This window comes from Novosphingobium sp. Gsoil 351, assembly GCF_009707465.1.
In the GTDB taxonomy this organism is placed as follows: Bacteria; Pseudomonadota; Alphaproteobacteria; order Sphingomonadales; family Sphingomonadaceae; genus Novosphingobium.
This window is the reverse complement of the sequence record NZ_CP046120.1, coordinates 16,519-42,048: the sequence shown is the minus strand read 5'-3', so window position 1 is coordinate 42,048 and position 25,530 is coordinate 16,519. Positions and strand designations below refer to the sequence as shown.

Genomic DNA, 25,530 nt, shown 5'->3' with positions numbered 1-25,530 from the left:
TCTCCGGAGTCACAGGGTGTAGCGCAGGCCGACGAGCGCGGACGCGCCCCACTGGTCGATGAACGGTTCCTCGCGCTCGATGCCGTCGATCCCCACTGCGGCGGTGGCGCCCAGACGGTCGGTTAGATTGCGGAAATACGCGGCATTGGCGCCGAGCGCAGTTGCGTCCCCGGCGGCGGACAGCCCGCTCTGGAACCAGTTGGCGTAGACATTGGCGCTGAGCGAGGACCGCTGATCGAGCCGGGCGCCGAGATAGCCCGCGAAGAACGCGTTCTCGTCGATCACCCCGTTGGCAACCGCCAGCACGGTGCCCGGCGCGGCGATGAACTTGCGCCGGTCGTAGCCCACGCCGATCCCGGCGCTGATCCGGCCGAGCGTGAGGTTGTAGCTCACGGTCACCCCGCGCGCGCGGAACGTGGCTGCCGCGACCGAACTCAGGGCGGAATTGAGGCAGGTGCCGTTAGCCCGGGTGATCACGCATCCGTTGAGATCGCCGGTCAGCGGATTGCGCGAGGTCTCGAAGTCGGTGCTCAAATCCTCCAGCGCGCGTCTTACGGTACCGCCGAACCCGAAGACGTTGTCGTAGACCGAGACGTTGAGTGAACTGCGCGCGTCGGGCGCATAGGCGAACGAGCCGTACACGCTCGTGCTGCCATAACGCTTGCCGACGTGCGCCTCGAGCGCGGTGCGCCGCGACGGACGCCACATCACCCCCGCATCGTAGATCAGCCCATCGACGTCGTAGGCGAGCTGGCGCGGGGCCGACTTGTCGGGGCGCAGGCGACCATTGCGGCCGACGACCGGCAAGCCGTTGACATCGCGCAGCACGTCGCGGCTGGAAATCTCGACGTCCTCGTAGCCGACGCCCGCGACCAACGCGACGTCGAGCGAGATCGGAAGGACGAAGTCCAACCGCCCATATTTTTGGTCGATCCGCTGATCGAGGTTCGAGATGTCTTCGCGCGCCCAGCCGGACGAGGCGGTGACCCCCAGCGGCAGGATGTCGCCCGGATGAAACCCGGCGGAGACCGTGGCAATCTGGCTGAGCGTGTCATCGACGATGTCGACCGCCGGGATGCCCGGAGCCGGGCGAAAGCCCTTGGGGTCCTCGACCCGCGTGTAACCCGCGCGATAGGACGCGGCGAGCGCCACGTCGCCGGCGTGGGTCGTCAGCGTCGGCCCGGCGTAGAACGAATAGATCTGGCTCGAACTGTCACCTGCCGAGACCAGGGGATTGAGGCTGGCACCGCCGCTGCCATCGATCCGGGTGCGCGCCGCCAGCGCGCCCGCATCGATCCGCAACCTACCCGGCACGATCTGGCTGGCGACGCGAGCGAGTCCGCTGACCACGTCGCCGTCGGGATCGCCCTTGCCCCAGCCGATGCGCCGCTCATAGCGCAGCGAGACGGCGCCCTGGTTGTTGCGCCCGGCGATCTGTGCATCCACGCCCGCGGCGAGGTTGGTGTAGGTGAGCACGTCGCTGCCCGGCGAAAGCTCGGCGAAGACGGCCTGCGACACCTCCAGATACGGTATGACTGAGGTTCGCGCACCGCCTGAAGTGCGGCTTTTCGCGCGCGCGGTCTGCTCCTTGGCCGCAACGTCCCTGGCCTGGCGCGCCTGCGCGGGCGCTGGCAGGGCGGCGAGCAATCCGCTGAGCAGCATGGCCCGCGCGACCATGCGCGGGATCGTCGTCATCCGCCGTATCCGTAGTACGAACCGAAGCGCCGCCCGGTCGGCGAAAACTGGACCCCGTTGAGCAGTAACTTGATGTCCTCGCAGCCCGAAAGCAGCGAAATCGTGTCTTTGAGCGCCGCTTCCCCGGTGCGCTCCGCGCGCACCACGACCAGCGCTTGACCGACGATCGAGGCCAGCTCCGCGGCCGGCGAAGCGGCTAGCACCGGTGGGGAATCGAAGATAATCACGCGATTGGGCGCCTGCGCGGAAAGACGCTCGAAAACCTGGGCGGCCCGCGACGCCGCTAGGAATTCGGTGTCCGAATGGGTCGTCCGGCCGGCTGGCAGGACATAGAGCCCGGCCACATCGGTTCCTAGCACGCAATCCTCGACCGCCCGCGCGGGATCGGCCAGCACGTCCATCAGACCTGGCCCGCTGGGCAGGCCCAGCGTCGAAAGCACGCTTGGCTTGGCGAAATCGGCGTCGACCAGCAGGACCTCGTTGTCCTTTTCGGCGGCGATCGCCAGCGCCAGGTTGACAGCGCACCAGGTTTTGCCCTCGCCGGTGTGGGACGACGCGATCAATATCCGTTCGCCGTGCGGCGCGCCGATCCCCGCGCGCGATTCCGCCGCGGCGAGCATGATCTGGCGCTTCACCAGACGGAACTCCTCGAGCAGCGCGGTCACCAGATCGCCGGGGACGATGAATCCACGGGCGCGCAGGCCCTCACGGTCAATCGGGTGACGAGCACCGGTAAAGGACGATGGCGCGCACCCCCGCGCAAGCGCAGGAACCGCCAGGTCCGGCTGCGGCGTCGCGGGCAGCTTCGGGACCGGTGGCGCGGCGAAGGCAAGGCCCGGCGCGACGCGTTCGAGCAGCGAGCGCTCTTCGAGCGCCGGGAAGCGGGCATGCTCCGGCATCAGGCCACCATGCTGCGCTGAACCAGCTCGACCGCCAGCAGGAGCACGAACACCCCGCCCAGCGCCGCGCTACCGCCCGCGAACCACTTCATCCGCCGCCGGTTGATCTCGCGCGCGGCATCGGTGATCGTCTGCGAGATCGAGCCGAGCACCGGCAAGCCCGTGGCGGCTTCCAGCTTGGCCGCGGTCGCGAAGCTCGACTGCACCTGGCTGGCGGCAACCGAGGTGCCGATTCCCGCGCCGATCGCGATGACCAGCACCGCGAACAGCAGCAGCGGACGGTTGGGCGCGACCGGCTTGCGCGGGGTCGTCGGCGGATCGATGACCTGGAACTTGACCGCGCTGGTCTCGCTTTCGACCTGCCCGCGCAGGCGCAATTCCTCGCGATCTTGCAGCAGCTTGTCGTATTGCGCCTTGAGCACGTCGTAGTCGCGATTGATCCGCGCGCTTTCCGCGGCAACCATCGGCTCGCCCGCGGCGCGGCCCGCAAGCAAGCCCATCTCGCCCTGGAGCGAAGCCCGGCGCGAGAGCAGTGCCTGAAGGTTGGCCTGGCGCTCGGCCTTGATCGATTGGAGCGAGGAATAGGCGGGGTTTGGTGCGCCGCCGCTGCGATCGCCCGCCGCCTGGCGAGCTAGCAGGGCGATCTGGTTCCTCGCCGCGATCACGTCTGGATGGCTGTCGGTCAGGCCGCGCGAACGCAGCCCGGCGAGTTGAGCCTGGGCCTGGCCCAGCGCCTCGCGGATCCCGCCGCCACCCGGCACCTGGATCGTCGCCGGGGTGCCGTTGAGCTGTCCCTCGATCGCGGCGAGCGCGCTCTGACCGGCGGCGATGTCGGCGTCGATGCCGCGCATCTCGGACCGCGCGGCTTCCTGCCGCTGGGCCAGCGCGCCGGATCCGGGAATCGATTCGGCGTTCTGCGCCTCGAACGTCATGCGCTTCTGCTCGGCTGCTTCGAGCTCGCGCTTACGATTTTCGAGCTGCTGATCCATGAAGGCCAGCGTGCCCTTCATCTCGCCGCGACCGCCCGAGAGGTTTTCCTCGCGGAAGATGTCGATCATCTTCTGGACGATATCCTGCGCCAGCCGCGAGTTCTGGAGGTCGGACAGATTGCTGTCGCCGGAAACGGCCGTGATCTCGAACAGGTTGTCCTGATCCGAGACGACGGTCACTTCCTTGCTCAGCAAGGCGACCGCAGCCTCCATCTGGCGACGGTCGGCCACGGTCTCGCCGATCCGCGTGGCGCGCACGACCTTCTCGAGATTGACCGCGCTGGTCAGCGTCTGGCGCACGCGCTGAAGTTCGCGGCGGGCATCGTTGGGTCCGATCCCGATCTGCTCGGCGAGCACATCGTCGAGCTGGACGAAGATTCGCGCCTTCGATTCATAACTGTTGGGGAAGAACGCCACCGCCAGCCAGCCGAGCATTGCCACCCCCCAGGCGATGCCCAGCGCCAGCCAGCGGCGTTGCCACGCGCCGTAGGCCGCGACCCTTAGTTCGGTCAGGATCGGATTCATCGTCCGGCCCAGCGCTCAAAAGGTGCTCTCGGGGATGATGATCACATCGCCCGGCATCAGCCCGACATTGGCCTTGCTGGTACCCTTCTTGAGCAGGTCGGCGATGCGCAGCGCGTATTCCGTCTGCTTGCCGGTATCACGGTCGAAGCGGATCAGGCGGGCGCGGTTGCCCGCAGCGTATTCGCTGAGCCCGCCGACCGCGATCATCGCGTCGAGCAGCGTCATGTTGGCGCGGAACGGGAGCGAGGCGGGCTTTTCGGTGGCGCCGACGACGCGGACCTGCTGGCTGAACGTCCCCGCGAACTTGTTGACGATGATCGAGACGATCGGATCCTGGATGTACTGCGAAAGCTTGAGCTTGACGTCCTCGGCCAGCATCGACGGAGTCTTGCCCACCGCGGGCATGTCGGTGATCAGCGGCGTGGTGATGCGCCCGTCGGGGCGGACCTGGACGTTGGCGCCCAGCTCGGGGTTGCGCCAGACGAACACGGTCAATTCGTCGAGCGGGCCGATCACATATTCCTCGCCCGGGCCTTCCTGCGTCGCGACGAATGCGGCGGGGGGAAGCTGGGGTCCGGCGGACGCGCCCGCGCACCCGCCCAGCGCCAGACTGGCCAGCGCAACCGCGGCAGCGAACTGAGGCAGATTCATCGACAAGGTCCTCGTCAGGCGCACGCCGGCGCCCCCGCGAACCCCTTGCGGGGTCCGCCAGCCACCGTTTCAACCTCTTGATATGCCCAGAAGTGGTGAAGATACCGTTAGCCTTGTTGGCTGTCTGGATCGGCGACGGCGAGAGGTTATTCCCCCGTCAGATCAGCATTTCTCGTGCCGGCCCCTGTCCCAGGAACTGCGCCGGGCTGGCCGTCGCGCCGTAGGCCCCAGCACAGAACACCGCGACCAGATCGCCGACTTCGGCGCGCGGGAAGCCGGCCTTGTCGGCCAGACGGTCGAGTGGGGTGCACAGGCATCCGACGACGCTGGCCTCTTCTTCGACCGGCGCGCCGAACCGGCTGGCGATGGCGACGGGATAGTTGCGGCGGACCACCGTGCCGAAGTTCCCGCTGGCGGCGAGCTGGTGGTGCAGCCCGCCGTCGGTGACGAGAAACACCTCGCCGTGGCTTTGCTTGCGGTCGACGATCCGGGTCAGATAGACCCCGGCCGGCCCGACCAGCCAGCGACCCAGTTCGATGCAGAAATCAGTGTCCACGAGGACTTGCGGCAGCGACGAAAATTCATCCTCCAGCGCCGCCCCGATGCTCTCGACATCGAGATCGGTATCGCCCGGGAAGTAGGGAATGCCGAACCCCCCGCCCAGATTGCAGGCTGGCAGCGGGGCGCCCACTTGCTCAGCCAACCGCGCAGCCAAGGCCAGGGCCTGCGCCTGGGTCTCGATGATCGCGGCGGCGTCGAGCGCCTGACTGCCCGCAAAGATGTGCAAGCCCCGCCACTCCGCGCCTGAAGCAAGCACGGTCCGGATCACTTCCGGCACTTTCTCCGCGTCAACCCCGAACGGTTTGGCGCCGCCGCCCATCTTCATGCCCGACCCTTTCAGGTCGAAGTCCGGGTTGACCCGCGCCGCCAGCCGCGGCGGCTCGCCGAGGCGCTCGCCGATCGCCAGCGCGCGATGCGTCTCGGCGAGCGATTCGAGGTTGATGGTGATCCCGGCCGTGATCGCCGCCGCGAGCTCCGCGTCGCGTTTGCCCGGCCCCGCGAAACTGACTCTCGCCGGGTCGATCCCGGCCGCCGCGACGATCGCCAACTCGCCCGCCGAGGCGATGTCGAAGCCATCGACTTGACCTGACATGAATTCGAGAAGTGAGCCGTAGGGATTTGCTTTGACCGCATAATGGATCGCCAACCGTCCGGGCATCGCGCGTCGCAACCGGGCCACCCGCTCCCCCACCAACGTACGCGAATAGACGAACAGCGGGGTGTCGCCGGCCTCGGCGACCAACGATCCGGCGGTGCGTCCGTCGATCGCCAGCTCGCCGTCGATCGCCGCGAAGCCGTCGGGAATCGGGCCAAGCGGCCTCATGCCGCCCGGTCCCGCGACAGTTCCTGCGAAAGCGCCGCGCGATCGACCTTGCCGTTGGGATTCAGCGGCATCGCCTCGCGCCAGTGGATCGCCTGGGGAACCATGAAATTGGGCAAGGCAGCGGTGAGCGCCCGGGGCAAGCTTTCCCGGTCCGCGCCCGGCGCGGCGCGCGCGACGAGGTGGATCGCCTGACCCAGCCGGGCATCGGGCAAACCCAGCGCCACCGCCTCTACGACCAGCCCGGTGGCCAGCGCCGCGTCCTCGACTTCCTGCGGGCTGACCCGGTTGCCCGAAGTCTTGATCATCGCATCGCGCCGCCCCGCGAAATGGAGTAATCCGTCGCCATCGCGCAGCACCCGATCGCCCGACCACACCGCGATCCCCCCATGGCGCGACCACGCCGGTGCGGGGCGGAAGCGTTCGGCGGTGCGTTCGGTGTCTTGCCAATACCCTTGCGCGACCAGCGGCCCGGCGTGAACCAGTTCGCCTTCCTCGCCGGCGATGGTTTCGCTTCCGTCGTCGGCCACCACCATCACTTCCGCCAAAGGGATCGCGGTGCCGATCGAAGTCGGGTGCGCGTCGATCAGCGCCGGATCGAGGTAAGTCGAGCGGAATGCCTCGGTCAGCCCATACATCGCGTAGAGATCGGCTTGGGGAAAGCGCGCGCGCAGCTTGCGGACGAGATCGACGGTCAGCGCGCCGCCGGTGTTGGTCAGCCGCCGCAGCGTCGCTCCTGCATCGCCCCAATCCTGCTCGAGCAGCTGGACCCACAACGGCGGGATCGCGGCCAGCGTCGTCAGCGCCTCGCGGGCGACCGTCTTCACCACGTCGCGCGGGGTCAGGTAATCGAGCGGTGCTATCGAAGCACCTGCATACCACCCTCCAAGTAGCTGATTTTGGCCGTAATCGAAACTCAGCGGCATGACTCCGAGAAGCCGATCGTGCGGCGCCAGCTTGAGATAAGTGGCCACGCTGACCGCGCCGAACCACAAGTTGGCGTGGTTCAACATCACCCCCTTGGGTTTGCCGGTTGATCCGCTGGTATAGAGAATCTGCGCTAGCTGCGCCGGATCGTGGCGCGATGGATCGCCCAGCGGCGACGCGTCCTCCACCCCCGCCCAGGCGTCGCGTTCGTCGATCATCTCGGCTCCGGCGCGATCGCCCGGCTCGAGCGTCGCCAGCCGCGCGGCATTGGCGATCAGCAACATCGCCCCGCTGTCCGCAAGGATATGCGCCACTTGCGCGCGCTTGAGCAGCGGGTTTATCGGCACATAGACCAGTCCGGCCCGCGCCGCGGCAAGCGGCATCAGGCAGGCCAGCTCGGTCTTCGGCAGCCAGCAGGCCACACGCGCGCCGGGTTCACGGACGACCGTGCCTAACCAGCCCGCTAGCTTCGCGACACCCGCTCTTAAGGCCTCATAGCTTAAAGGCCCCGAACGCAGCAGCAGCGCGGGCGCATCGGCCGCTCCGCGAAGCACCAGACGATCGAGTGGCAGCGCGGGCGGAACGGCTTCGATGATCAGGCTGCCCGGTAAGGAAGGACGATGACGAGGCGCGGCTAATGGCAAGCGTCCAATATCTAGCTAATCCCGCCGGGGCGCAAGCGGCGTGGACCAAGGCGCTCGGCCGCGAGAACCAGCACGCGCCGTTCGATCGGCTGGCGTGGTGGAGCGCGTTGAACGACCTGTGCCTGCCGGACGAGAAGCCGCTGCTGGCGCTGGCGAGCGACGGCGAGGCGCGTTGTGCGCTGGCGCTGATGCACCGGCCCGGCAGCGGGCATCTGCGCAGCCTCGGCAACTGGTACAGCTTCTGGGCGCGCCCGGTGTTCGCCGCTGGTGGCGAAGCCTTGCTCCCTGCCCTCACCCGCGATCTGGCGCGCAAGGCCCGGCGGATCACCCTTCAACCGCTCGCCCAGGCGGACGCCGAGCCCACCGCCGCCGCCTTCGCCGCCGCGGGCTGGAACGTCCGCGCCGAGCAGGCCGACGTCAACCACCGGGTCGAACTCGCCGGGCGCAGTTTCGCCGAATACTGGGCCGCTCGCCCCGGGCGTCTGCGCGAAACCGTTCGCCGCAAGGGCGCCAAAGGCCTGGCCGAATTGCACATCGTCGACCGCTTCGATCAAGCCGAGTGGGCCGATTACGAGGCGGTTTACGCGCAAAGCTGGAAGCCCGAGGAGGGTAGCCCCGCGTTTCTCCGCCGCTTTGCCGAGGAAGAAGGCGCGGCAGGCACGTTGCGGTTGGGGGTGGCGCGGATCGACGGCCGCCCCGTCGCCGCTCAACTGTGGACCGTCGATAACGGCACCGCCTACATACACAAGCTCGCCCACGTCGAAGACGCCAAGGCCCACTCCCCCGGCACCCTGCTCAGCCACGCACTGTTCGCCCACGTCATCGACCGCGACGGGGTCCGTACGATCGACTTCGGCAGCGGCGACGATGGCTACAAGCGCGACTGGATGGAGCGCGCGCGCGCGATGCTCCGCCTCGACATGCATCGCCCGCTGGACCCGCGAAGCTGGCCATACCTGCTCCGCGACCGCCTGCGCGGCCCGGGCTTCCCCCTTGCCGCTCTGCGGCACGGCGTTTAGAGCGCGCCGCGAACAGGGACGGGAGAACCCCTTGCGCCAAAATACCGCTCATCGGACCCACGGCGATACCGACGCCGTGCTCCGCTCGATCCTGCGCGACGTGCTCGGCTTGCAGGCGGCCCAGGTCGCGGCGTTCGCTGCGGATACCGGACTGTTCGGCGCCCTGCCCGAACTCGACTCCATGGCAGTGGCCGGCCTTCTGACCGAAATGGAAGATCGCCTCGACATCGTCATCGACGATGATGAAGTCGATGGCGAACTGCTCGAGACTTTCGGCAATCTCCTGGCCTTCGCGAAAGCCAAGCGGGCCAAATGACGAAAGCCGCGTGAGGATCGTCGCCTGGCCCTGCGCGGCGCCGGGCGGGAGCGGCGAGGAGTTCGCGCTTGTCACGGGTCCGACGGATGCCGCGGCGCGGATCCTGATCGTCCCGGCTTTGTTCGAGGAATTCAATCGCACCAGGCGGATGCTGGTCGAGACGATGCGCACGCTGGCAGGCGCGAGGATCGCCAGCGTGCTGCTCGATCTGCCAGGGTGCAATGAGAGCCTTGCCGCGCTGGACGCCCAGAACATCGGCACCTGGCGCGATGCCACCGCAGCCGCCGCCGCGCACTTTGGCGCGACCCATGCGCTGAGCCTGCGCGGAGGTGCGTTGGTCGCCCCCGGCACGCTGCCCGGCTGGCGCTTCGAACCGATCGACGGCCCCCAGGTTCTGCGCCCGATGTTGCGCGCACGAACCGTGAGCGCGCGCGAGGAAGGGCTGGCGGAGACCATGGAGGGGCTGCTCGAAGGCGGGCGCGAAGCCGGGATCGAGCTCGCCGGATACCGGCTGGGCGCGGCGATGATCGGCGATCTCGAAATCGCCTTGCTTTCCCCGAGTTGGCCCCACGTCATCCTCACGCTGGACGACCTGGGCGGCAGCGCGTTGTGGCTGCGCAGCGAACCGGGCGAGGATGCGGACTTGTCGGCTGCGCTCGCCGCGCGGATCGTCGCGGACCTCGCGCGATGAGGCGGATTGTGGAATTCGCCTGCGGCGATGACGTGCTGTTCGGCACGCTCGATGCCGCGCCCGGTCCGTTCGGGCTGCTGATCGTCAGCGGCGGCAACGAGATCCGCGCCGGGTCCTGGGCGGGTCAAGCCCAGCTTGCCGCGCAAGTCGCCGCGGCGGGCCACCCGGTGTTTCGCTACGACCGCCGCGGCGTCGGCGACAGTGCGGGAGTGAATCGGGACTTCCGCGAAACCCGCGACGATATCGCCGCGGCCATCGCCGCGTTCCGCACGGCCGCGCCGGGGCTGCGCAAGATCGCCGGTTTCGGCAATTGCGACGCGGCCGGCGCGCTGATGCTGTTCGCCGCCAGCCTGCAAATCGACGCGCTGGTCCTTGCCAATCCGTGGACGGTCGAAGGCGAGGATCGCGCGGCTCAGGCTCCTGCCGCACTGCGCCGCCGCTACGCCGCCAAGTTCGCCGATCCGGCGGCGTGGAAACGGCTTCTGGGCGGTGCGATCGATCTGCGCAAGCTGGCCACCGGCCTGCGCCAAGCCGCCGCCACCGCGCCCAAATCGGCGCTGGCCGAACAGATGCGCGAGGGGCTGGCGCAGTTCGGCGGCCCGGTGGACATTCTCCTCGCCGAGCGCGACCGCACCGCGCAACTGTTCACGGCGGCGTGGGGGGACGACGGACGCATTGCCCGCCTCGCCAGCGCCTCGCACAGCTTCGCGGATCAGGCCGCGCGCGCATGGTTGCTGAAGCGCGTGCTCGACGCACTCGGCTGAACGACTACTCCGCCGCCTGCACCATTCGCTGGGCCGCGAACTCGCGCTCGGCAACGAAGCGTTCGGCGTCGAGCGCGGCCATGCAGCCGGTGCCCGCCGCGGTCACCGCCTGGCGGTAGACCGGGTCCATCACGTCGCCACAGGCGAACACGCCGGGGATCGCGGTCTTGGGCGTGCCCGGCTCGACCAGCAGATAGCCCGAGGCGTCCATCGCGAGCTTGCCGTTGAACAACTCGGTCGCGGGAGCATGACCGATCGCGACGAACGCGCCGTCGGCGGCGAAAGTGCTCGCCGCGCCGGTGACGGTGTCGGTCAAGGCCAGCCCGGTCAGCCCACCCGCCAAGGGATCGCCGAGGAAGCGATCGACTTTCTGGTTCCACAGCACGCGGACGTTGGGGTGCGCGAACAGCCTGTCCTGAAGGATGCGTTCGGCGCGCAAACTGTCGCGGCGGTGGATCAGGGTGACCTCGGGCGAATGGTTGGTCAGGTACAGCGCTTCCTCGACAGCGGTGTTGCCGCCGCCGATCACCGCGACCTTTTTGCCGCGATAGAAGAACCCGTCGCAGGTCGCGCAAGCCGAAACGCCCTTGCCCGCCAGCTCGACCTCGCCCGGCACGCCCAGCCATTTGGCCTGCGCGCCCGTGGCGATGACCAGGGTCTCGCTCTCGTAGACGTCGCCGCTGTCGCCGATCGCGCGGAACGGAGGGCCGTTGAGGTCGATCGAGACGATCGTGTCCCAAAGCATCCGCGTGCCGACATGCTCGGCCTGCGCCTGCATCTGTTCCATCAGCCACGGGCCCTGGATCACGTCCTTGAAGCCGGGATAATTCTCGACGTCGGTAGTGATCGTGAGCTGCCCGCCAGGCTGGAGGCCCTGGACGACAATCGGCTGAAACCCAGCGCGCGCGCCATAGATCGCGGCGGAAAGCCCCGCCGGTCCCGATCCGACGATCAGCATGCGCGTGGTATGAGTGGTCATGGTTCCCCGCCAAGTTCTTGAGGCAGGGGGCGAGATAAGCGCGCCATGGCGGAATTGCGAATCGCGACCGCGCATTTTCCCCAGACGGGGTCGGCTAAACCAACAGATTCGCCTGGATCGCCGCGACCTGCGCCGGACCCACGCCGAGCACTTCCTCGAGGTAGCCGTCATATGTACCGTGCCGCTCGCGGATCGCATCGAGCCCGGCGGAGATGTATTCGGGCGCGACCGACATCAGCGCCAGGACCGCTTCGTCGTCCATCCGCGGGCCATAGCGCGCGCGCACCGTCTCCGCCCCCAGCGCCATCCGCTCGCTCAGATTGGTGGCGACGTTGGTCAGCAGGTAGTCGGCCATCGCGTCGTCGGGATGCACGCCCAGCGCGTGATGGGTGAGCCATGCGGCAAGGCCGGTGCGGTCCTTGCCCGCGACGCAGTGGAGCAGGATCGGCTTCCGTCCCTCGGCCAACGCGGCGAAATAGAGCCTCATCGAGGCGACCAGTACCGGTCGCCACGGCATCCCCCGGTTGAGGTTGACCATCGCCGCGCGCGATTCGCCGCCCGTGCGGACGCCCTCTCCCGCCGCCTCGTGCGCCGCCGCGCCCGCCAGCCCGGCGGTCTCGCCCGGCGCGAACAGCACCTCGGTGGTGAATTCGGGGTGGCGCAAACACGGGAAGGCGCTGCGCTCGCTGTCGCCGCGCAAATCGATCACCGCGTCGAGGCCGAGTGCGGCGACCTTCGCCAGGTCGGCGGGCGTTGCCTGATGGTGGTGTCCCGAGCGCCACAGCACCCCTCGACTGACGCTTGCGCCGTCGGCGGCGGCGTAACCGCCATAGTCGCGGAAGTTGCGGATGCCTTCGAGCGGTAGAATGCGGTCCTGATCCATCGTCTGCGCCGTAGTCGCACCCCGGCGGCTGGACAATGGCCCGCTGGAGCAGCAGTAAATGAGCAACCGGGAGAGAAAATTCGATGGATACCCGCCACCTGGTCGATCCCGAAGTCTGGCCCATCGTCGAGGCCCTGCCGTTCCGCGAATTCGACCGCGCGACGCTCGATCAGGCACGCGCGGAGTCGGCGGGAAGGTTCGTCGATCTCGGCGCGCCGCCGCTCGCGGCGACGATTCGCGGGGCGCGTCGCGCCGATGGCAGCGAGATCGAGCTCTACTGCTTCGATCCGAACCCCGGCACGCAGAAACGCGCGGCGCTCTTTCACATCCACGGTGGGGGCATGGTCCTGGGCACCGCCAAGGATATGCAGTTCGGCCCCTCGGCGATGGCGGCCGCCCTGCAAATTCCGGTGGTCTCGGTCGAATATCGGCTCGCGCCCGAAACGCCGTTTCCCGGCCCGCAGCAGGATTGCCTCGACGGACTAGCGTGGATGGCCTCAGCGGCGGAGGGGCTGGGCATCGATCCCGCGCGGATTGCGATCATCGGCGAGAGCGCAGGCGGCGGGCTGGCCGCCGCGACCGCGCTGATGGCCCGCGACACAGACGGGCCCAAACTCGCGGCGCAAGTGCTGGTTTACCCGATGCTCGATCACCGGACTGGTGGCGCTGCGTGCCGCTGGAACAACCGTTCGACCGGCGAATGGGTCTGGACCCGGCATTCCAACCGGTTCGGCTGGGAGGCGCTGCGTGGCGATTATGCCGCCGAAGACGCGCGCAAAGGCTGGTTCTCGCCCGCGCTTGCCGACAACTTGGCCGGGTTGCCGCCCACGCTGTTGCTGACGGGGAGCCTCGATCTATTCTTCGACGAGGACCTCGATTACGCGCGGCGGCTGGTCGATGCGGGGGTGCCGGTGGAATTGCACAGCTACCCCGGCGCAATCCACGCTTTCAACATGGTGGCCGAGGCTGCGATCAGCCAGGCCTTCAATCGCGATCTGGTGAGCGGAATCGCGCGTCTGCTGAAGCTGGAAGGCTAGCTCGCGGGCATCGCCCGGCGCAGGAATTCGATCACTGCGGCGTTGAACTCGTCGTTGCGATCACCCGCCACCATGTGCCCGGCGCCGCGGATGTCTGCGACTTCGAGCGCGGGGATGCGGCGGCGCAGGTCGGCCACGCCATCTTCGTCGACAATGTCGCTCTTCATTCCACGCACCAGCAGCGTGGGAATGCGGTCGGTCCAGTCGGCGGCGTCCATGATGCCCAGCAGGCGGCGCGGATCGCCGCGCATATCGTTCATCATCCACGGGTCCCAATGCCAGCGATAGCGCCCGTCATCCCCCAAACGCAGGTTCTTGTGCAGACCCGAGAGGTCTTTGGGCCGCGGGCGCTCGGGATAATAGGCGCTGATGGCGTCGGCCGCTTCTTCGAGCGTGGCGAATCCGTTCGGGCTGGCGGCCATGAAGCCGCGCACCTTGTCCGCCCCCGCGAGATTCATCTTGGGCACGATGTCGACCAGCACGATCGCCGAGGCCTGGAGCCCCAGCGTCGCGGCGACCAGCGCCGTGACCCCACCCATCGAGGCCCCGACCAACGCAAACGGCCGCGATCCGAGGGCGGCGACATGAGCGAGGTCGTCGGCGCGCGCCTCCATCGTGTATTCGCCGTCGCGCGACCAGTCGCTGTCGCCGTGGCCGCGCAGATCGTAGTTGATCGCGAAATAGCCCGCCTCGGCAAGTTGGAGCTCGCATTTGTCCCACGAATGGCGGGTCTGACCGCCGCCATGGCCGAGGATGACGGTGGGAGCGCCAGGCGGACCGGCGACGTCGGCCGCGAGGGTCAGCCCGTCGGCGATGGGAATGCGGATGGTCTGCCGTCGGCCGGTGCTCATCGCCCGGTATTGGCGGAAGCCACCGGGCAATTCAATCGCGCGATTAAATCCGCGGAAAATGCGGCCATCGCCGCTTCCCTTGCCGCGTGCGCCACCATGCCATAGGGGGCGCCGCGAACGAAACTGCGGAATTTCGCCCATGTCCGAAATCAAGAAGGTCGTCCTCGCCTATTCCGGCGGCCTCGACACCAGCGTCATCCTCAAGTGGCTGCAGGTCACCTACGGCTGCGAGGTGGTGACCTTTACCGCCGATCTCGGCCAGGAAGGCGAGCTTGAACCGGCCCGGGCCAAGGCGGTGCTGATGGGGGTCAAGCCCGAACATATCTATATCAATGACTTGCGCGAAGAATTCGTCCGTGATTTCGTATTCCCGATGATGCGGGCCAACGCGCGTTACGAAGGCGACTATCTGCTCGGCACCAGCATCGCGCGGCCGCTGATCGCCAAGCGGCTGGTCGAGATCGCACGCGAAACCGGAGCCGACGCGGTCGCCCACGGCGCCACCGGAAAGGGCAACGATCAGGTCCGGTTCGAGCTGGGCGTCGCCGCGCTTGCCCCCGACATCAAGGTGATCGCGCCGTGGCGCGAATGGGACCTGACCAGTCGCACCGCCTTGATCGCCTGGGCAGAGGCGCACCAGATCCCGGTGCCCAAGGACAAGCGCGGCGAATCGCCGTTCTCGACCGACGCCAACCTGCTTCACACCTCGTCCGAGGGCAAAGTGCTCGAGGACCCGTGGGACGAGGTGCCCGACTACGTCTATTCGCGCACGGTCAACCCCGAGGACGCGCCGGATACGCCCGAATACATCACGATCGATTTCGCGCGCGGCGATGGGGTAGCTCTCAATGGCGCGACATTGTCGCCCGCTGCGTTGCTCAGCGCACTAAATGACCTGGGCCGCAAGCACGGAATCGGGCGGCTCGATCTGGTCGAGAACCGCTTCGTGGGCATGAAATCGCGCGGAATGTACGAGACGCCCGGCGGAGAGATTTATGCGCGCGCCCACCGCGGCATAGAGCAGATCACGCTCGATCGTGGCGCAGCGCATCTTAAGGACGAGCTGATGCCGAAGTACGCTGAGCTCATCTACAACGGCTTCTGGTTCGCGCCCGAGCGCGAGATGCTGCAGGCGGCGATCGACCACAGCCAGGCCAAGGTCACCGGCACGGTGCGGCTCAAGCTCTACAAGGGGCTGGCGCAGGTGGTCGGGCGCAACAGCCCCGACAGCCTCTATTCGGAGCGCCACGTCACCTTCGAGGATGATGCCGGGACCTACGACCAGAAGGATGCGGCCGGGTTCATCCGCCTGAACGCGCTCCGCTTGCGCCTCTTGGCCCAGAGAGATCGGTAATCGATCCGTCACACTTATCCACCGCTCCGGTTGGGCCTGTGGATAACAGGGATAAATAGTGCTTGCGCGACTCGGATTCGAGGCGCAGCATTCATGGGTCGGAAGCAAGAAAACCACTGCGGATCGGGGCGCAAGCTCTTGAAAAGCAGACAGGATTTTTGCAACCGGTGCGACTTTAGCGAACGCTGCGACACCGCGCCGGAAGGTCCTCGGACCGAATGGAAACGGAGTAACGCGCGGGAGCGAAAAGTCGGCAGGGTAGTCGCCGGTGCTGGTGGACGCAGACGACGAAGAACGGCTTCGGCTCGACTTCGGACCGCGGCGAAAGCGAGCGCCAACAGTGTCGGCAGACGCAGACGACGGGAAAGGGCTTCGGCTTGATCCCGGACCGCGGCGAAAGCAGGCAATGCCTGTGCGACTGTCCGGATCTTTCCTCCGGGAACCGCGCGATGCTTCGGCATCGCGCCCCGGGGGAAATGATCCTACGCCCGCGATGGCGCTACGAACGATGATTGCCGGTCCTTCTGGACCGCCGGAAAGGTTGCGACGGATAGTCGCCGGAACGCGCCAGCGGACCGGGGGCGGCCTAGGTGGCGCGGCGAGCGATCGCCGGAGAACATCGAAAGCGATCCGTCACCTCCCACCCGGGAACGGCAGTCGCCAAATCGGATGTGCGCCGTGTGAGCGAGAGTGGGGCTCGGGAGCGATTCCGGGCCTCATTTGCGCGTACGATATCCGGAGCGACGCTGCACGGCAGCTAGGCGCCCTCACACTCCGATACAAAAAACGACATCTTGCGACTCGTCCCGCGCCGAGAGCACCCTAGTCTGCCGGTCATGAACGACGGGAGCATCGCGATGCGACACCGGCTGACGCTGCTCGGCGTGACCGCCGCAGCCCTCCTCGCCGGATCGATCTTGGGCATTCCCGGTACCCCAGCGCCCGCGCGTGCCGAGGCCCTTGCGCCGAACCCGGCGATGCGCACCCTCGCCTATGGGCCCGATCCGCTTCAGCAGCTCGATTTCTATCCGCCCCAGGACCCCAAAGCCAGCCGCGCCCCGCTGGTGGTGTTCGTCCACGGCGGGGGCTGGAAGCGCGGCAGCCGGACGATGGACCGCGGCTCGTTGAAGCAGCGCCACCTGACCGCGCAAGGCTATGCCTTCGCCTCGCTGGACTACCGTCTGGTCCCGGCCGCGCGGGTCGAGGATCAGGCCGCCGACATCGCCACAGCGCTGCGCGTCCTGATTGACCGTGCCGCCGCGCTGGGGATCGATCCGAAGCGCATTGTCCTGATGGGTCACAGCGCCGGAGCGCACCTGGTCGCGCTGGTCGGCACCGATGCCTCCTACCTCAAGGGAGCGGGCCTATCACCGCGGGACCTTGCCGGGATCGTTCCGATCGACGGCGCCGCCTACGACGTCCCCGCTCAAATGAGCGACGGGCCGCGGATCATGCAGCAGACCTATCGCCAGGCGTTCGGCACCGATCCCGCCCGCCAGCGGGCGCTATCGCCCACGCTTCAGGCGGCGGCCCCCAATGCGCCTCGGTTCCTGCTGCTCCACGTGATGCGCCCGGATGGCGCGCGACAGGGAGAAGCTTTGGAGAAGGCGCTGCGGGCGGGCGGGACGAACGTCGCGCGCGAGGGGTTTGCCGGTACGGGCTTGGCCGGGCACATGGAGATCAACCGTCGCCTCGGCGATCCCGGATATGCGCCGACGGTCGCGCTCGACGGGTTCTTGCGCACGGCATTCGCGCGCTAAAGCGCTTTGGGTTCACCGTTCTCCAGCCGATGGCTGCAGCCGAGCGTTGCCCCGTCATCCTTCGCGTCGAGCGCGGCAACCGTCCGCCAGCCGATTGCCCGGAGTCGCGCCGCAGCCTCGCGATCGTGGTCCAGCGGGAGGAACAGCGCGTTGCGTGCTGCTTCTCCTGCAACAACCCCGACGAGACCGTCTGGATAGAGCGAGAACCCAGTCGCGACCTCACCCTCGCCATCCTCGCGGCCGATGCGATAGGTGCCGCCGCGCCCGAGCGAGCCGCGCACGCCCTCGGCGAACAGCGTAAAGCCGACCCAGCTCTGGTATTCGAAGCCGTGGCGTTCGGTCGGATCGAGCGTGACCCGCGCCGCGCCGTCCAGCCTTGCGGCAATCTCGCGCAGGCCCGCGATGCGGCTGGCCAGCGCGCCGCCGGCGTCGATCGCGGCGAGCTTGTCGATGGCGGAAGCGAACGGCCCCGCCGCATAGAGCAACGGAAGATAGGCCTCGCCGCCGGCCGCGACGAGCGCTCCGGCGTCCTTGGCGTCGAGCTGGCGGCGTACGGCTGCGACGCTGCTTGGCGCCAGCCGCATCGCTTCAACGGCCAGCGTATCGACCAGATCGGGAAGCGTGAAATCGATCGAGATGCCGGTTGCGCCCGCCGCGGCCAGCGCCTCAATCGCCAGTCCGGCCACTTCGGCGGCGGCTGCAACGGTATCGCGACCGATCAGCTCCGCCCCGACCTGGAGCCGTTCACGCGCGGGATCCAGCCCATCACCGCGGATCGTCACCACGGGACCAGCGTAGCACAGCCGCAGCGGCCGCGGCGCATTCGCCAGCCGGGTCTCGGCGATCCGTCCGACCTGCGGGGTGATGTCGCTGCGCAGCGCCAGCGTGCGCAGGCTAGCGGGATCGACGAAGCGGAACATCCGCCGCGTGCTGATCCCGCTCATGCGCCCGGCCAGGCTCCGCTCGAACTCGATCAGCGGCGGGCTGACCCGGTCGTAGCCATGGCCATCCATCGCCGCCAGCATCGCCCGCATGACTTGCTGCCCGGTCGCGGCCTCGCCGGGCAACCGGTCTTCGAGCCCCTCGGGCAGCAGATCGGGATCGCTCTCGTCCATGGCCGCCGCCCCTGCCGCAACGCGCCCTAGAACGCCAGAGCCTTGACCGTCTTCACCCCTGGCAACTTGCACGCCGCGTCGAGCACGGTCTCGGGGATCGCCTGATCGACCGAAAGCAGCAGGATCGCCTCGCCCCCAGCCTCGCGGCGGCCGAGGTTGAAGGTGCCGATATTGATGCCGCTTTCGCCGAGCAGCGTTCCGATCCGGCCGATGAAGCCCGGAGCGTCCTCATTGACGATGTACAGCATGTGCCCCTCGAGTTCGGCTTCGATCCCGATTCCGAAAATCTCCACCAGACGAGGCTGAGTGTTGCCGAACAGCGTGCCAGCGACCGAACGCGTGCCTTGGCTCGTCTCCACCGAGACCCGGACCAGCGTGTGGTACACCCCCTCGCGGTCGTGGCGCACCTCGCGAACGTCGAGTCCGCGCTCCTTGGCGAGATACGGCGCGTTGACCATGTTCACCGTGTCCGAATAGCGCCGCATCAGGCCGGCCAGGACGGCTCCGGTGATCGGCTTGGGATTGAGCTGCGCGGCGGCGCCCTCGACCTCGATCGAGATCTTGTCGAGGTTGCCGTGGGCGAGCTGGCCGACCAGGCTGCCCAGGTTCTCGGCCAGCGCCATGTAAGGGCGCAGCTTGGGCGCTTCCTCCGCGCTCAGGCTTGGCATGTTGAGCGCGTTGGTGACCCCGCCATGGACGAGGTAATCGGACAACTGCTCGGCCACCTGGATCGCGACGTTGACCTGCGCCTCGTCGGTCGAGGCGCCGAGGTGCGGGGTCGAGATGAAGTTCGGCGTGCCAAACAGCGGCGAGTCCTTGGCCGGTTCCTTGGCGAACACGTCGAGCGCCGCGCCCGCGACATGGCCCGAATCGAGCGCGTCCTTGAGCGCTTCCTCATCGATCAGGCCGCCGCGCGCACAGTTGATGATCCGCACACCCTTCCGGGTTTTGGCGAGGTTCTCGCGGCTGAGGATGTTGCGGGTCTGGTCGGTCAGCGGGGTGTGCAGCGTGATGAAGTCCGCCTTGGCCAGCAGCGTATCGAGATCGGCCTTTTCGACGCCCATCTCCACCGCGCGCTCAGGCGTGAGGAAGGGATCGAACGCCACGACCTTCATCTTGAGGCCGAGCGCCCGGCTGGCGACGATGCTGCCGATGTTGCCCGCGCCGATCAGGCCCAGCGTCTTGCCGGTGACCTCGACGCCCATGAAGCGGTTCTTCTCCCACTTGCCCGCCTGCGTGCTCGCGTCAGCTTCAGGCAGCTGGCGAGCGAGCGCGAACATCAGCGCGATGGCGTGCTCTGCGGTGGTGATCGAATTGCCGAACGGGGTGTTCATCACCACGATCCCCTTCACCGAGGCGGCGGGGATATCGATGTTGTCGACTCCGATTCCCGCTCGACCGACAACCTTCAGGTTGGTCGCCTTGGCGATCAGCTCCTTGGTCAGCTTGGTGGTCGAACGGATCGCCAGGCCATCGTACTGGCCGATGATTTCCCCGAGTTGTTCGGGGGTCTGTCCAGTGATCACATCGACGTCGCAGCCGCGCTCGCGGAAGATCTGCTCGGCCTTGGGGTCCATCTGGTCGGAAATGAGTACGCGGGGTTTGGTGGTGGTCATGATGTTGTCCAATCGACAAAACCAACCGTCATGCCGAACTTGTTTCAGCATTCTTCGCGAGATCGCGAGCGATGGTCGGTTGGGAGAGCTGGACCCTGAAGCAAGTTCAGGGTGACGGGGTTCGGGTCAGTCCGATTTCAGCGAAGCATAAGCCCAGTCGAGCCATGGCCCGAGCGCCTCGAGGTCGGCGGTATCGACGGTCGCGCCGCACCAGATGCGCAGGCCCGGAGGGGCGTCGCGGTAGCCGGCGATGTCGAAGGCGGCGCCCTCGCCTTCGAGCAGCGCGGCGAACTTCTTGATGAAGTCTTCGTCCGCGCCCGCGACGGTCAAACACACCGAAGTCTTCGATCGGCTCGCTGGATCCGCGGCGAGATGGCCGAGCCAATCGCACCCGGCCACGATCGCGTCGAGCGCAGCTGCATTCGCATCCGAGCGCGCCTTGAGGCCCTGCAACCCGCCCAGGCCCTTGGCCCACTCAAGCGCGAAAATCGCGTCCTCGACCGCCAACATCGACGGGGTGTTGATGGTTTCGCCCTTGAACACGCCCTCGGTGAGCTTGCCCTTCGAGACGAGCCGGAAGACCTTAGGCAACGGCCAAGCCGGAATATAAGTTTCCAGCCGATCGACCGCGCGCCGGCCGAGGATCAGCACCCCATGCGCGCCCTCGCCGCCCAGTACCTTCTGCCACGAAAAGGTCGCGACATCGATCTTTGCCCAATCGATGTCATAGGCGAACACCGCGCTGGTCGCGTCGGCGAAGCTCAACCCCTCACGGTCCGCAGGAATCCAGTCGGCGTTCGGAACGCGTACGCCGCTAGTGGTGCCGTTCCAGGTGAACAACACGTCGTTCGACCAGTCGACCTGCGCCAGATCGGGCAACTGGCCATAGTCGGCGCGGATCACCGTGGGGTCGATTTTGAGCTGCTTGGCGGCGTCGGTCACCCAGCCCTCGCCGAAACTTTCCCAGGCGAGCGTGGTGACCGGGCGCGCGCCCAGCATCGTCCACATCGCCATCTCGAACGCACCGGTATCGGAACCCGGGACTATGCCGATCCGATGGGTGTCGGGCAATCGTAACACCTCGCGCATCAGGTCGATGCAATATTGCAGGCGCGTCTTGCCGATTTTGGCGCGGTGCGAGCGACCGAGCGATTGGGTCGCAAGTTTCTCGGGGGACCACGTGGGCGGCTTAGCGCAGGGACCCGAAGAGAAGAACGGACGCGCCGGAAGGCGCGCCGGTTTAGGTGCAGTCATGTAGTCTCTCCTTGCAGAGAGCACGCGCGGCGTTGGGACCGCGTGGCCCGTCGGCGGCCCTAGTGCTGCGCCGCACCAAGTCAAGCAGGATCGATCGGAAGGTGCGTCAGCCGAGTTGGGCGAGGTAGCGGATCAAGTCTTCTCCTTGATCTCCGATCGGGGGCATCGAAGCGAGGTAGTCGCGCATATTGCGTTCACCCAGCTCGGTCAGCCGAACGAACTTTCGGCGCCGGTCTATCTTGTCGGCGGTGCGCTCGACGAGCCCAAGACGTATGAGCAAATCGATATAACGCAACGCGGTCGCCTCTGGCACGTGCGAGGAGAGGCAGGCCGATTTGATCGAGCGCGGCTCATTAGCCTGGGCCGCGAAAGCGAGGTCGAGGAGTATGTCCCAACCGGGTTCCCCGAACAGCTCCGGCGGGAGGAAGTTTGCCCGCCGGGCCCGTTCATGATGCAGGCTGCGCGCCAAAGCACCCCACTGGCGGCGCTCCGAGGTAAGCTGGGGAGCATCGGCTCGAGCGGCGGCCGGGTCGGTTAGCGCGAGCATGGCCCTCGCCAAGGTCCGCAGACTGAGCAGCATTCCAGGCGGATCGTCGGCCCGCACCCGCGACCGGTCGTTCACCGGCTTTTCGCCACCGAAACGGGTCATGGCGATGGTGAAACCATGAGCCGACTTCTTGCCCCCCGACAGCATCCCTCCCCGTTAAAGTCGCGCAGGCTCCAAGCGTTCCCGAGGCGAGGACTTTTGTCCTCATCTCGGCACAACTCATGAATATCGTATTACGCGGACAGGGCTGACTGATATCTGGGGGGAATCGTCGCTGCCCTCAAAGCAGAGCCTTATCGCCTCGGCGCTGTGCCTTGCGTTGAGCTTCGTCAGGGCATTGGTGCGGTGGATTTCAACAGTTCGTGGGCTGATATCCAGCTCCCGCCCGATTTCCTTGTTGGTCAAACCGAGCGTCATGCGCTCCACGACCTCGCGCTCGCGGCCCGAAAGCCTGGCGAGGCGCGATCGCGCCGCGGTCTGACGCAAGTGCCGCGAACGACGAAGCTCCGCTTCGGCGGCAACCTTTTCAATCGCCAGCGACAAGTCGCCTTCGTCGAGCGGCAGGGGTAGATAGTCCATGGCGCCCTGCTTGATCGCGTCGACCGCCTTGGCGATCGTCGGATTGGAACTGGTCGCGATGACCGCAAGCCAGCGGCCTTCGCGGTTCAGCAGGCCCATCAGGCCCGACACTCCCTCCGCGCATGGCCTCTTCCAGCGCCACCACCACCCCGCCTTCAGGAGCGAAGGACGCGAGTTCGGCGGGGTCGGAATAGACCTCGGCGTGATGTCCCAGCGCGTAAGCGCAACGCGCTATCTGGGCCCGGCGGCCATGGTCGCTGTCCAGCACATGGATGGGTAGTCGCGTGGTCATGAGCGGATTCGACCCCAGATCGTGGGGTCGTGCCAGCGCGATCAGCGTGAAAATGGACACATAAACTAGGTAATTATACGTATCATCGGGCACCAACGAACGGAACCAGCGGGATCATATTACCTCCATTACGGAGCGATCCCCTAGACGATTTCCCCCTATTCCACGGCGACCACGTCCTTCGTGTCCTCGAAACTATAGTCTGGCAGCGAATGAAATGCGTCGCGCAACGCCTTGCCCCAGCTGGATGAAATCGACTTGAAATAGGGATCGTTCGCCAAGATGCGGCGCTGTTGGAGCGGTTCGAAACGATCGCGCTCGATCACCAGCAGGTCTAGCGGCAGGCCGACGGACAGGTTTGCGGCCAGCGTGGAATCGAAGCTGACCATCATCAGCTTGACCGCATCCTCGAAGCTCATTGCCCGGTCGTAGCCGCGCAGAATGATCGGACGGCCATACTTGGTCTCGCCGATCTGGAAGAACGGGGTGTCGAAGCTGGCCTCGATGAAGTTGCCTTCGGGATAGATCATGAAAAGCCGCGGCTCCATGCCCTTGATCTGCCCGGCGACGATGATCGAGGCGGTGAAGCGCGGCCCCCCGCCCTGTCCGTCGGACATCTGGCGCGAGCGGATCGTCTCGTTGAGGAGGTTGCCGACCTGGGTCGCAACCTGGAACATCGTCGCCGCTTCGAGCACCGAAGGGCGGCGTTCGTTGGGGGCCTTGGTCCGCTCCTCGAGTTGGCTGATCACCGCCTGAGTGGTCGCGAGGTTGCCCGCGGTCATGATCGCCACGATCCGCTCGCCCGGCACGCACCAGTGGAACATCTTGCGAAACACGGAGATATTGTCGACGCCCGAGTTGGTGCGGGTGTCGCTCATCATCACCAGGCCCTTGTCGAGCGTCATCCCCACGCAATAGGTCATCGCAACTCTCCACCCGTCCGAATGCCCTCGGCGGCTACTGTTCCACGTGCTGCCGTTCGACTGCAAGCCGAACGTGCATCGACGCATCGCCCCCGCCATAGCTGATTCCGGTGACAGGCGCCGCCTCGCGGTAGTCGCGACCGGTGGCGACGCGGACATAGCGCGGATCGGGACTGATCCCGTTCGAAACGTCGAATCCGACCCAGCCGAGCCCGTCGATGTGCGCTTCCGCCCAGGCGTGACTCGCTTCCTGTTCGATCCGGTCGTCCATCATCAGGTACCCTGAGACGTAACGCGCCGGAATCCCCAGCATCCGTGCGCAGCCGACGAAGATCTGGGCGTGGTCCTGGCAGACTCCCCGCCCCCCGACCAAGGCCTCCTCTGCGGACGTCTCGGCGTCGGTGTGGCCTGCCGCATATTCCACCGTAGCAATCACCGCAGCCGACATCCTGTGCAGAGTGGTGACGTGGTCGTCCTCGACCGGCAGCGAGGAAACCAGCGCGCGCATCCGCGGGCCGGGCCGCGTCGCGGCGGTGTTGTCGAGGAAGTGCCACAGCGGCAGGTGCCCGGCATGGCGGCCAATGACCCCGGCCTGGTCTGCCGTCCGCACTGCGCCGCGGCAGGTGACGGTCAACTCTCGCGTTCCCTGGTCGAGCGCGATCAGCGTCGTCCGGTTGTGGTTCTGATCCTCGTACTCGGCCTCCACCGTGGCGCCTTGCAGCGTCATCTCCCAATCGAGGATCGACTGGCCAGAGGTCGCCTTCGGGGTCAACCTCAACCGCTGAAGCCCGTGCGCAACAGGTTCGTCGAAACGGTACCTGGTCTGGTGATCGATCGTGAGAAGCAAGGTGCGGCCTTTTGTCTTTATTCGGTGAAACGGTAATCGCGCTGGACTTGCGCGGCCAGCGCCTGGTTGCGGGCGATGAACCCGCCGATGAATTCGTGGAGGCCGGTCTCGAAGATTTCCTCGATCCGCCCCTGGCCGACCAACCCGGCGGATTCGGCCAGCATTGCGTGGCACGGCATCGCATTGCCGTAATCGCGTTCGAGGCTGGCGAGGTTCGAGCTTATCTTCGAGTAGCAGAACGCCAAACTGCGCGGAAACCGGCCATCGAGGATCAGGAACTCGGCGATCGAGCGCGGGTCCATCCGCCCGGCATTAAGCCAGCGATACGCGCGCTCGGCCGAAACCGAGCGCAGGACGTTGTCCCACTGAACATTGTCGAGGCTCGATCCGACGTACGAGACCGCGGGCAGCAGCACGTAGTACTTCACGTCCAGGATCCGCGCGGTGTTGTCGGCACGCTCGATGAACTTGCCGAGCCGGGCGAAGTTGTAGATCTCGTTGCGCAGCATGGTACCGTCCATGGCCCCGCGCACCTGGGTCGACTGGCGGCGGACGAGGTCGAGCACACCGCCCAGGCTGTTCTCGCGGACTGGGCGGGTGAGCGCGTCGGACAAGCGCATCCAGGTCTCGTTGATCGCCTCCCACACCTCGCGGGTGAGACCGGCGCGGACCATCCGGGCATTGGTCCGCGCGGCCTCGATCATTCGCAGCACGCTTTCGGAATTGTTCTTGTCGCGCAGGATCCAGTTGAACACCTGGACCCCGGCGTAAGTGCCATTCCTCGCCTCGTAAGCCGCTCGCTGGCCGATCGTGACGATGACCGAGCGCCATTCTTCCTCGCTGGTGGCGACATTGCGGGTCAGCGCCATGCGGAACCCCGCATCGAGCAGCCGCACGGTGTTCTCAGCCCGCTCGAGATAGCGGAACAGCCAGAAGATGCCGTTGGCCGTGCGACCTAGCATCGAGGCATCTCCCGGCGCCCCGACTTCCGA

Annotated in this window: 24 protein-coding genes; 7 read left to right on the top strand and 17 right to left on the bottom strand. The window is 67.0% G+C overall.

Translation table 11 applies throughout. The features are described 5' to 3' along the window. Window positions 1-9 precede the first annotated feature (9 nt). The 6 genes from GKE62_RS00190 to GKE62_RS00165 form a co-directional block, all read right to left on the bottom strand. Window positions 10-1,695: a preprotein translocase subunit YajC gene (locus tag GKE62_RS00190; protein ID WP_230206826.1), complete on the bottom strand. Its 1,686-nt coding sequence runs from the start codon at window positions 1,693-1,695 to the stop codon at window positions 10-12. After that, window positions 1,692-2,594, bottom strand: a complete 903-nt coding sequence (locus GKE62_RS00185; RefSeq protein ID WP_154690492.1) for an AAA family ATPase — start codon at window positions 2,592-2,594, stop codon at window positions 1,692-1,694. The genes GKE62_RS00190 and GKE62_RS00185 overlap by 4 nt, the downstream gene beginning before the upstream one ends. Beyond that, entirely contained in the window at window positions 2,594-4,108 is a 1,515-nt protein-coding gene (locus tag GKE62_RS00180) for an XrtA system polysaccharide chain length determinant (RefSeq protein ID WP_154690491.1), read from the bottom strand. The genes GKE62_RS00185 and GKE62_RS00180 overlap by 1 nt, the downstream gene beginning before the upstream one ends. 15 nt (window positions 4,109-4,123) lie before the next feature. Next, the gene (locus GKE62_RS00175; RefSeq protein ID WP_154690490.1) at window positions 4,124-4,759 is read right to left on the bottom strand and encodes an XrtA/PEP-CTERM system exopolysaccharide export protein; all 636 of its coding nucleotides are present in this window, start codon (window positions 4,757-4,759) and stop codon (window positions 4,124-4,126) included. A 157-nt stretch (window positions 4,760-4,916) separates the two neighbouring features. Beyond that, window positions 4,917-6,143 carry a pyridoxal-dependent decarboxylase, exosortase A system-associated gene (locus GKE62_RS00170; RefSeq protein WP_154690489.1) on the bottom strand — a complete coding sequence of 409 codons (1,227 nt, stop codon included), beginning with the start codon at window positions 6,141-6,143 and terminating at the stop codon, window positions 4,917-4,919. Then, window positions 6,140-7,666 carry an acyl-CoA ligase (AMP-forming), exosortase A system-associated gene (locus GKE62_RS00165; RefSeq protein ID WP_195908688.1) on the bottom strand — a complete coding sequence of 509 codons (1,527 nt, stop codon included), beginning with the start codon at window positions 7,664-7,666 and terminating at the stop codon, window positions 6,140-6,142. Before GKE62_RS00165 ends, GKE62_RS00170 begins: the two co-directional genes overlap by 4 nt. A 38-nt stretch (window positions 7,667-7,704) precedes the next feature. Here GKE62_RS00165 and GKE62_RS00160 point away from each other — a divergent pair, with 38 nt between their 5' ends. The 4 genes from GKE62_RS00160 to GKE62_RS00145 are packed head-to-tail and all read left to right on the top strand — an operon-like array spanning window position 7,705 to window position 10,501. After that, window positions 7,705-8,730: a GNAT family N-acetyltransferase gene (locus GKE62_RS00160; RefSeq protein ID WP_154690488.1), complete on the top strand. Its 1,026-nt coding sequence runs from the start codon at window positions 7,705-7,707 to the stop codon at window positions 8,728-8,730. 31 nt (window positions 8,731-8,761) lie between these two features. Then, entirely contained in the window at window positions 8,762-9,046 is a 285-nt protein-coding gene (locus tag GKE62_RS00155) for a phosphopantetheine-binding protein (RefSeq protein WP_154693472.1), read from the top strand. Between the two features lie 10 nt (window positions 9,047-9,056). Further along, window positions 9,057-9,737: a hypothetical protein gene (locus GKE62_RS00150; protein WP_195908532.1), complete on the top strand. Its 681-nt coding sequence runs from the start codon at window positions 9,057-9,059 to the stop codon at window positions 9,735-9,737. Further along, window positions 9,734-10,501, top strand: a complete 768-nt coding sequence (locus GKE62_RS00145; protein WP_154690487.1) for a hydrolase 1, exosortase A system-associated — start codon at window positions 9,734-9,736, stop codon at window positions 10,499-10,501. The genes GKE62_RS00150 and GKE62_RS00145 overlap by 4 nt, the downstream gene beginning before the upstream one ends. A gap of 4 nt (window positions 10,502-10,505) precedes the next feature. Here GKE62_RS00145 and trxB read toward each other — a convergent pair whose 3' ends face one another. Continuing rightward, window positions 10,506-11,480, bottom strand: a complete 975-nt coding sequence (trxB, locus tag GKE62_RS00140) for a thioredoxin-disulfide reductase (RefSeq protein WP_154690486.1) — start codon at window positions 11,478-11,480, stop codon at window positions 10,506-10,508. A 94-nt stretch (window positions 11,481-11,574) separates the two neighbouring features. Next, window positions 11,575-12,363, bottom strand: coding sequence for a tyrosine-protein phosphatase (locus GKE62_RS00135; protein ID WP_154690485.1), 789 nt, complete (start codon window positions 12,361-12,363; stop codon window positions 11,575-11,577). An 83-nt stretch (window positions 12,364-12,446) separates the two neighbouring features. Between GKE62_RS00135 and GKE62_RS00130 the strand changes: the two genes are divergently transcribed. Beyond that, the gene (locus GKE62_RS00130; RefSeq protein WP_154690484.1) at window positions 12,447-13,400 is read left to right on the top strand and encodes an alpha/beta hydrolase; all 954 of its coding nucleotides are present in this window, start codon (window positions 12,447-12,449) and stop codon (window positions 13,398-13,400) included. Here the strand turns inward: GKE62_RS00130 and GKE62_RS00125 are convergent. Continuing rightward, on the bottom strand, window positions 13,397-14,251 hold the full coding sequence (locus GKE62_RS00125) for an alpha/beta fold hydrolase (RefSeq protein WP_154690483.1): 855 nt from the start codon (window positions 14,249-14,251) through the stop codon (window positions 13,397-13,399). The two genes, GKE62_RS00130 and GKE62_RS00125, sit on opposite strands and share 4 nt — an antisense overlap. A 139-nt stretch (window positions 14,252-14,390) precedes the next feature. Here GKE62_RS00125 and GKE62_RS00120 point away from each other — a divergent pair, with 139 nt between their 5' ends. Continuing rightward, window positions 14,391-15,605: an argininosuccinate synthase gene (locus tag GKE62_RS00120; RefSeq protein ID WP_154690482.1), complete on the top strand. Its 1,215-nt coding sequence runs from the start codon at window positions 14,391-14,393 to the stop codon at window positions 15,603-15,605. A gap of 836 nt (window positions 15,606-16,441) precedes the next feature. Continuing rightward, window positions 16,442-17,365 carry an alpha/beta hydrolase gene (locus tag GKE62_RS00115; protein WP_370516034.1) on the top strand — a complete coding sequence of 308 codons (924 nt, stop codon included), beginning with the start codon at window positions 16,442-16,444 and terminating at the stop codon, window positions 17,363-17,365. Here GKE62_RS00115 and GKE62_RS00110 read toward each other — a convergent pair. From GKE62_RS00110 to GKE62_RS00075, 8 genes are all read right to left on the bottom strand, one after another. Further along, window positions 17,362-18,480, bottom strand: a complete 1,119-nt coding sequence (locus GKE62_RS00110) for an ATP phosphoribosyltransferase regulatory subunit (RefSeq protein WP_154690481.1) — start codon at window positions 18,478-18,480, stop codon at window positions 17,362-17,364. The genes GKE62_RS00115 and GKE62_RS00110 overlap by 4 nt on opposite strands. Window positions 18,481-18,506: 26 nt before the next feature. Then, window positions 18,507-20,096, bottom strand: coding sequence for a phosphoglycerate dehydrogenase (gene serA / locus GKE62_RS00105; RefSeq protein ID WP_154690480.1), 1,590 nt, complete (start codon window positions 20,094-20,096; stop codon window positions 18,507-18,509). 126 nt (window positions 20,097-20,222) lie between these two features. After that, window positions 20,223-21,350: a phosphoserine transaminase gene (locus GKE62_RS00100; RefSeq protein WP_154690479.1), complete on the bottom strand. Its 1,128-nt coding sequence runs from the start codon at window positions 21,348-21,350 to the stop codon at window positions 20,223-20,225. 106 nt (window positions 21,351-21,456) lie between these two features. Beyond that, window positions 21,457-21,999: a winged helix DNA-binding protein gene (locus GKE62_RS00095; RefSeq protein WP_195908527.1), complete on the bottom strand. Its 543-nt coding sequence runs from the start codon at window positions 21,997-21,999 to the stop codon at window positions 21,457-21,459. 117 nt (window positions 22,000-22,116) lie between these two features. Further along, entirely contained in the window at window positions 22,117-22,575 is a 459-nt protein-coding gene (locus tag GKE62_RS00090) for a response regulator transcription factor (RefSeq protein WP_230206825.1), read from the bottom strand. Between the two features lie 351 nt (window positions 22,576-22,926). Continuing rightward, window positions 22,927-23,691, bottom strand: a complete 765-nt coding sequence (locus tag GKE62_RS00085) for a proteasome-type protease (RefSeq protein ID WP_154690477.1) — start codon at window positions 23,689-23,691, stop codon at window positions 22,927-22,929. Between the two features lie 34 nt (window positions 23,692-23,725). Next, window positions 23,726-24,538 carry a transglutaminase family protein gene (locus GKE62_RS00080; protein ID WP_154690476.1) on the bottom strand — a complete coding sequence of 271 codons (813 nt, stop codon included), beginning with the start codon at window positions 24,536-24,538 and terminating at the stop codon, window positions 23,726-23,728. A gap of 17 nt (window positions 24,539-24,555) precedes the next feature. Then, window positions 24,556-25,500, bottom strand: a complete 945-nt coding sequence (locus GKE62_RS00075) for an alpha-E domain-containing protein (RefSeq protein WP_154690475.1) — start codon at window positions 25,498-25,500, stop codon at window positions 24,556-24,558. Window positions 25,501-25,530: the final 30 nt, after the last annotated feature.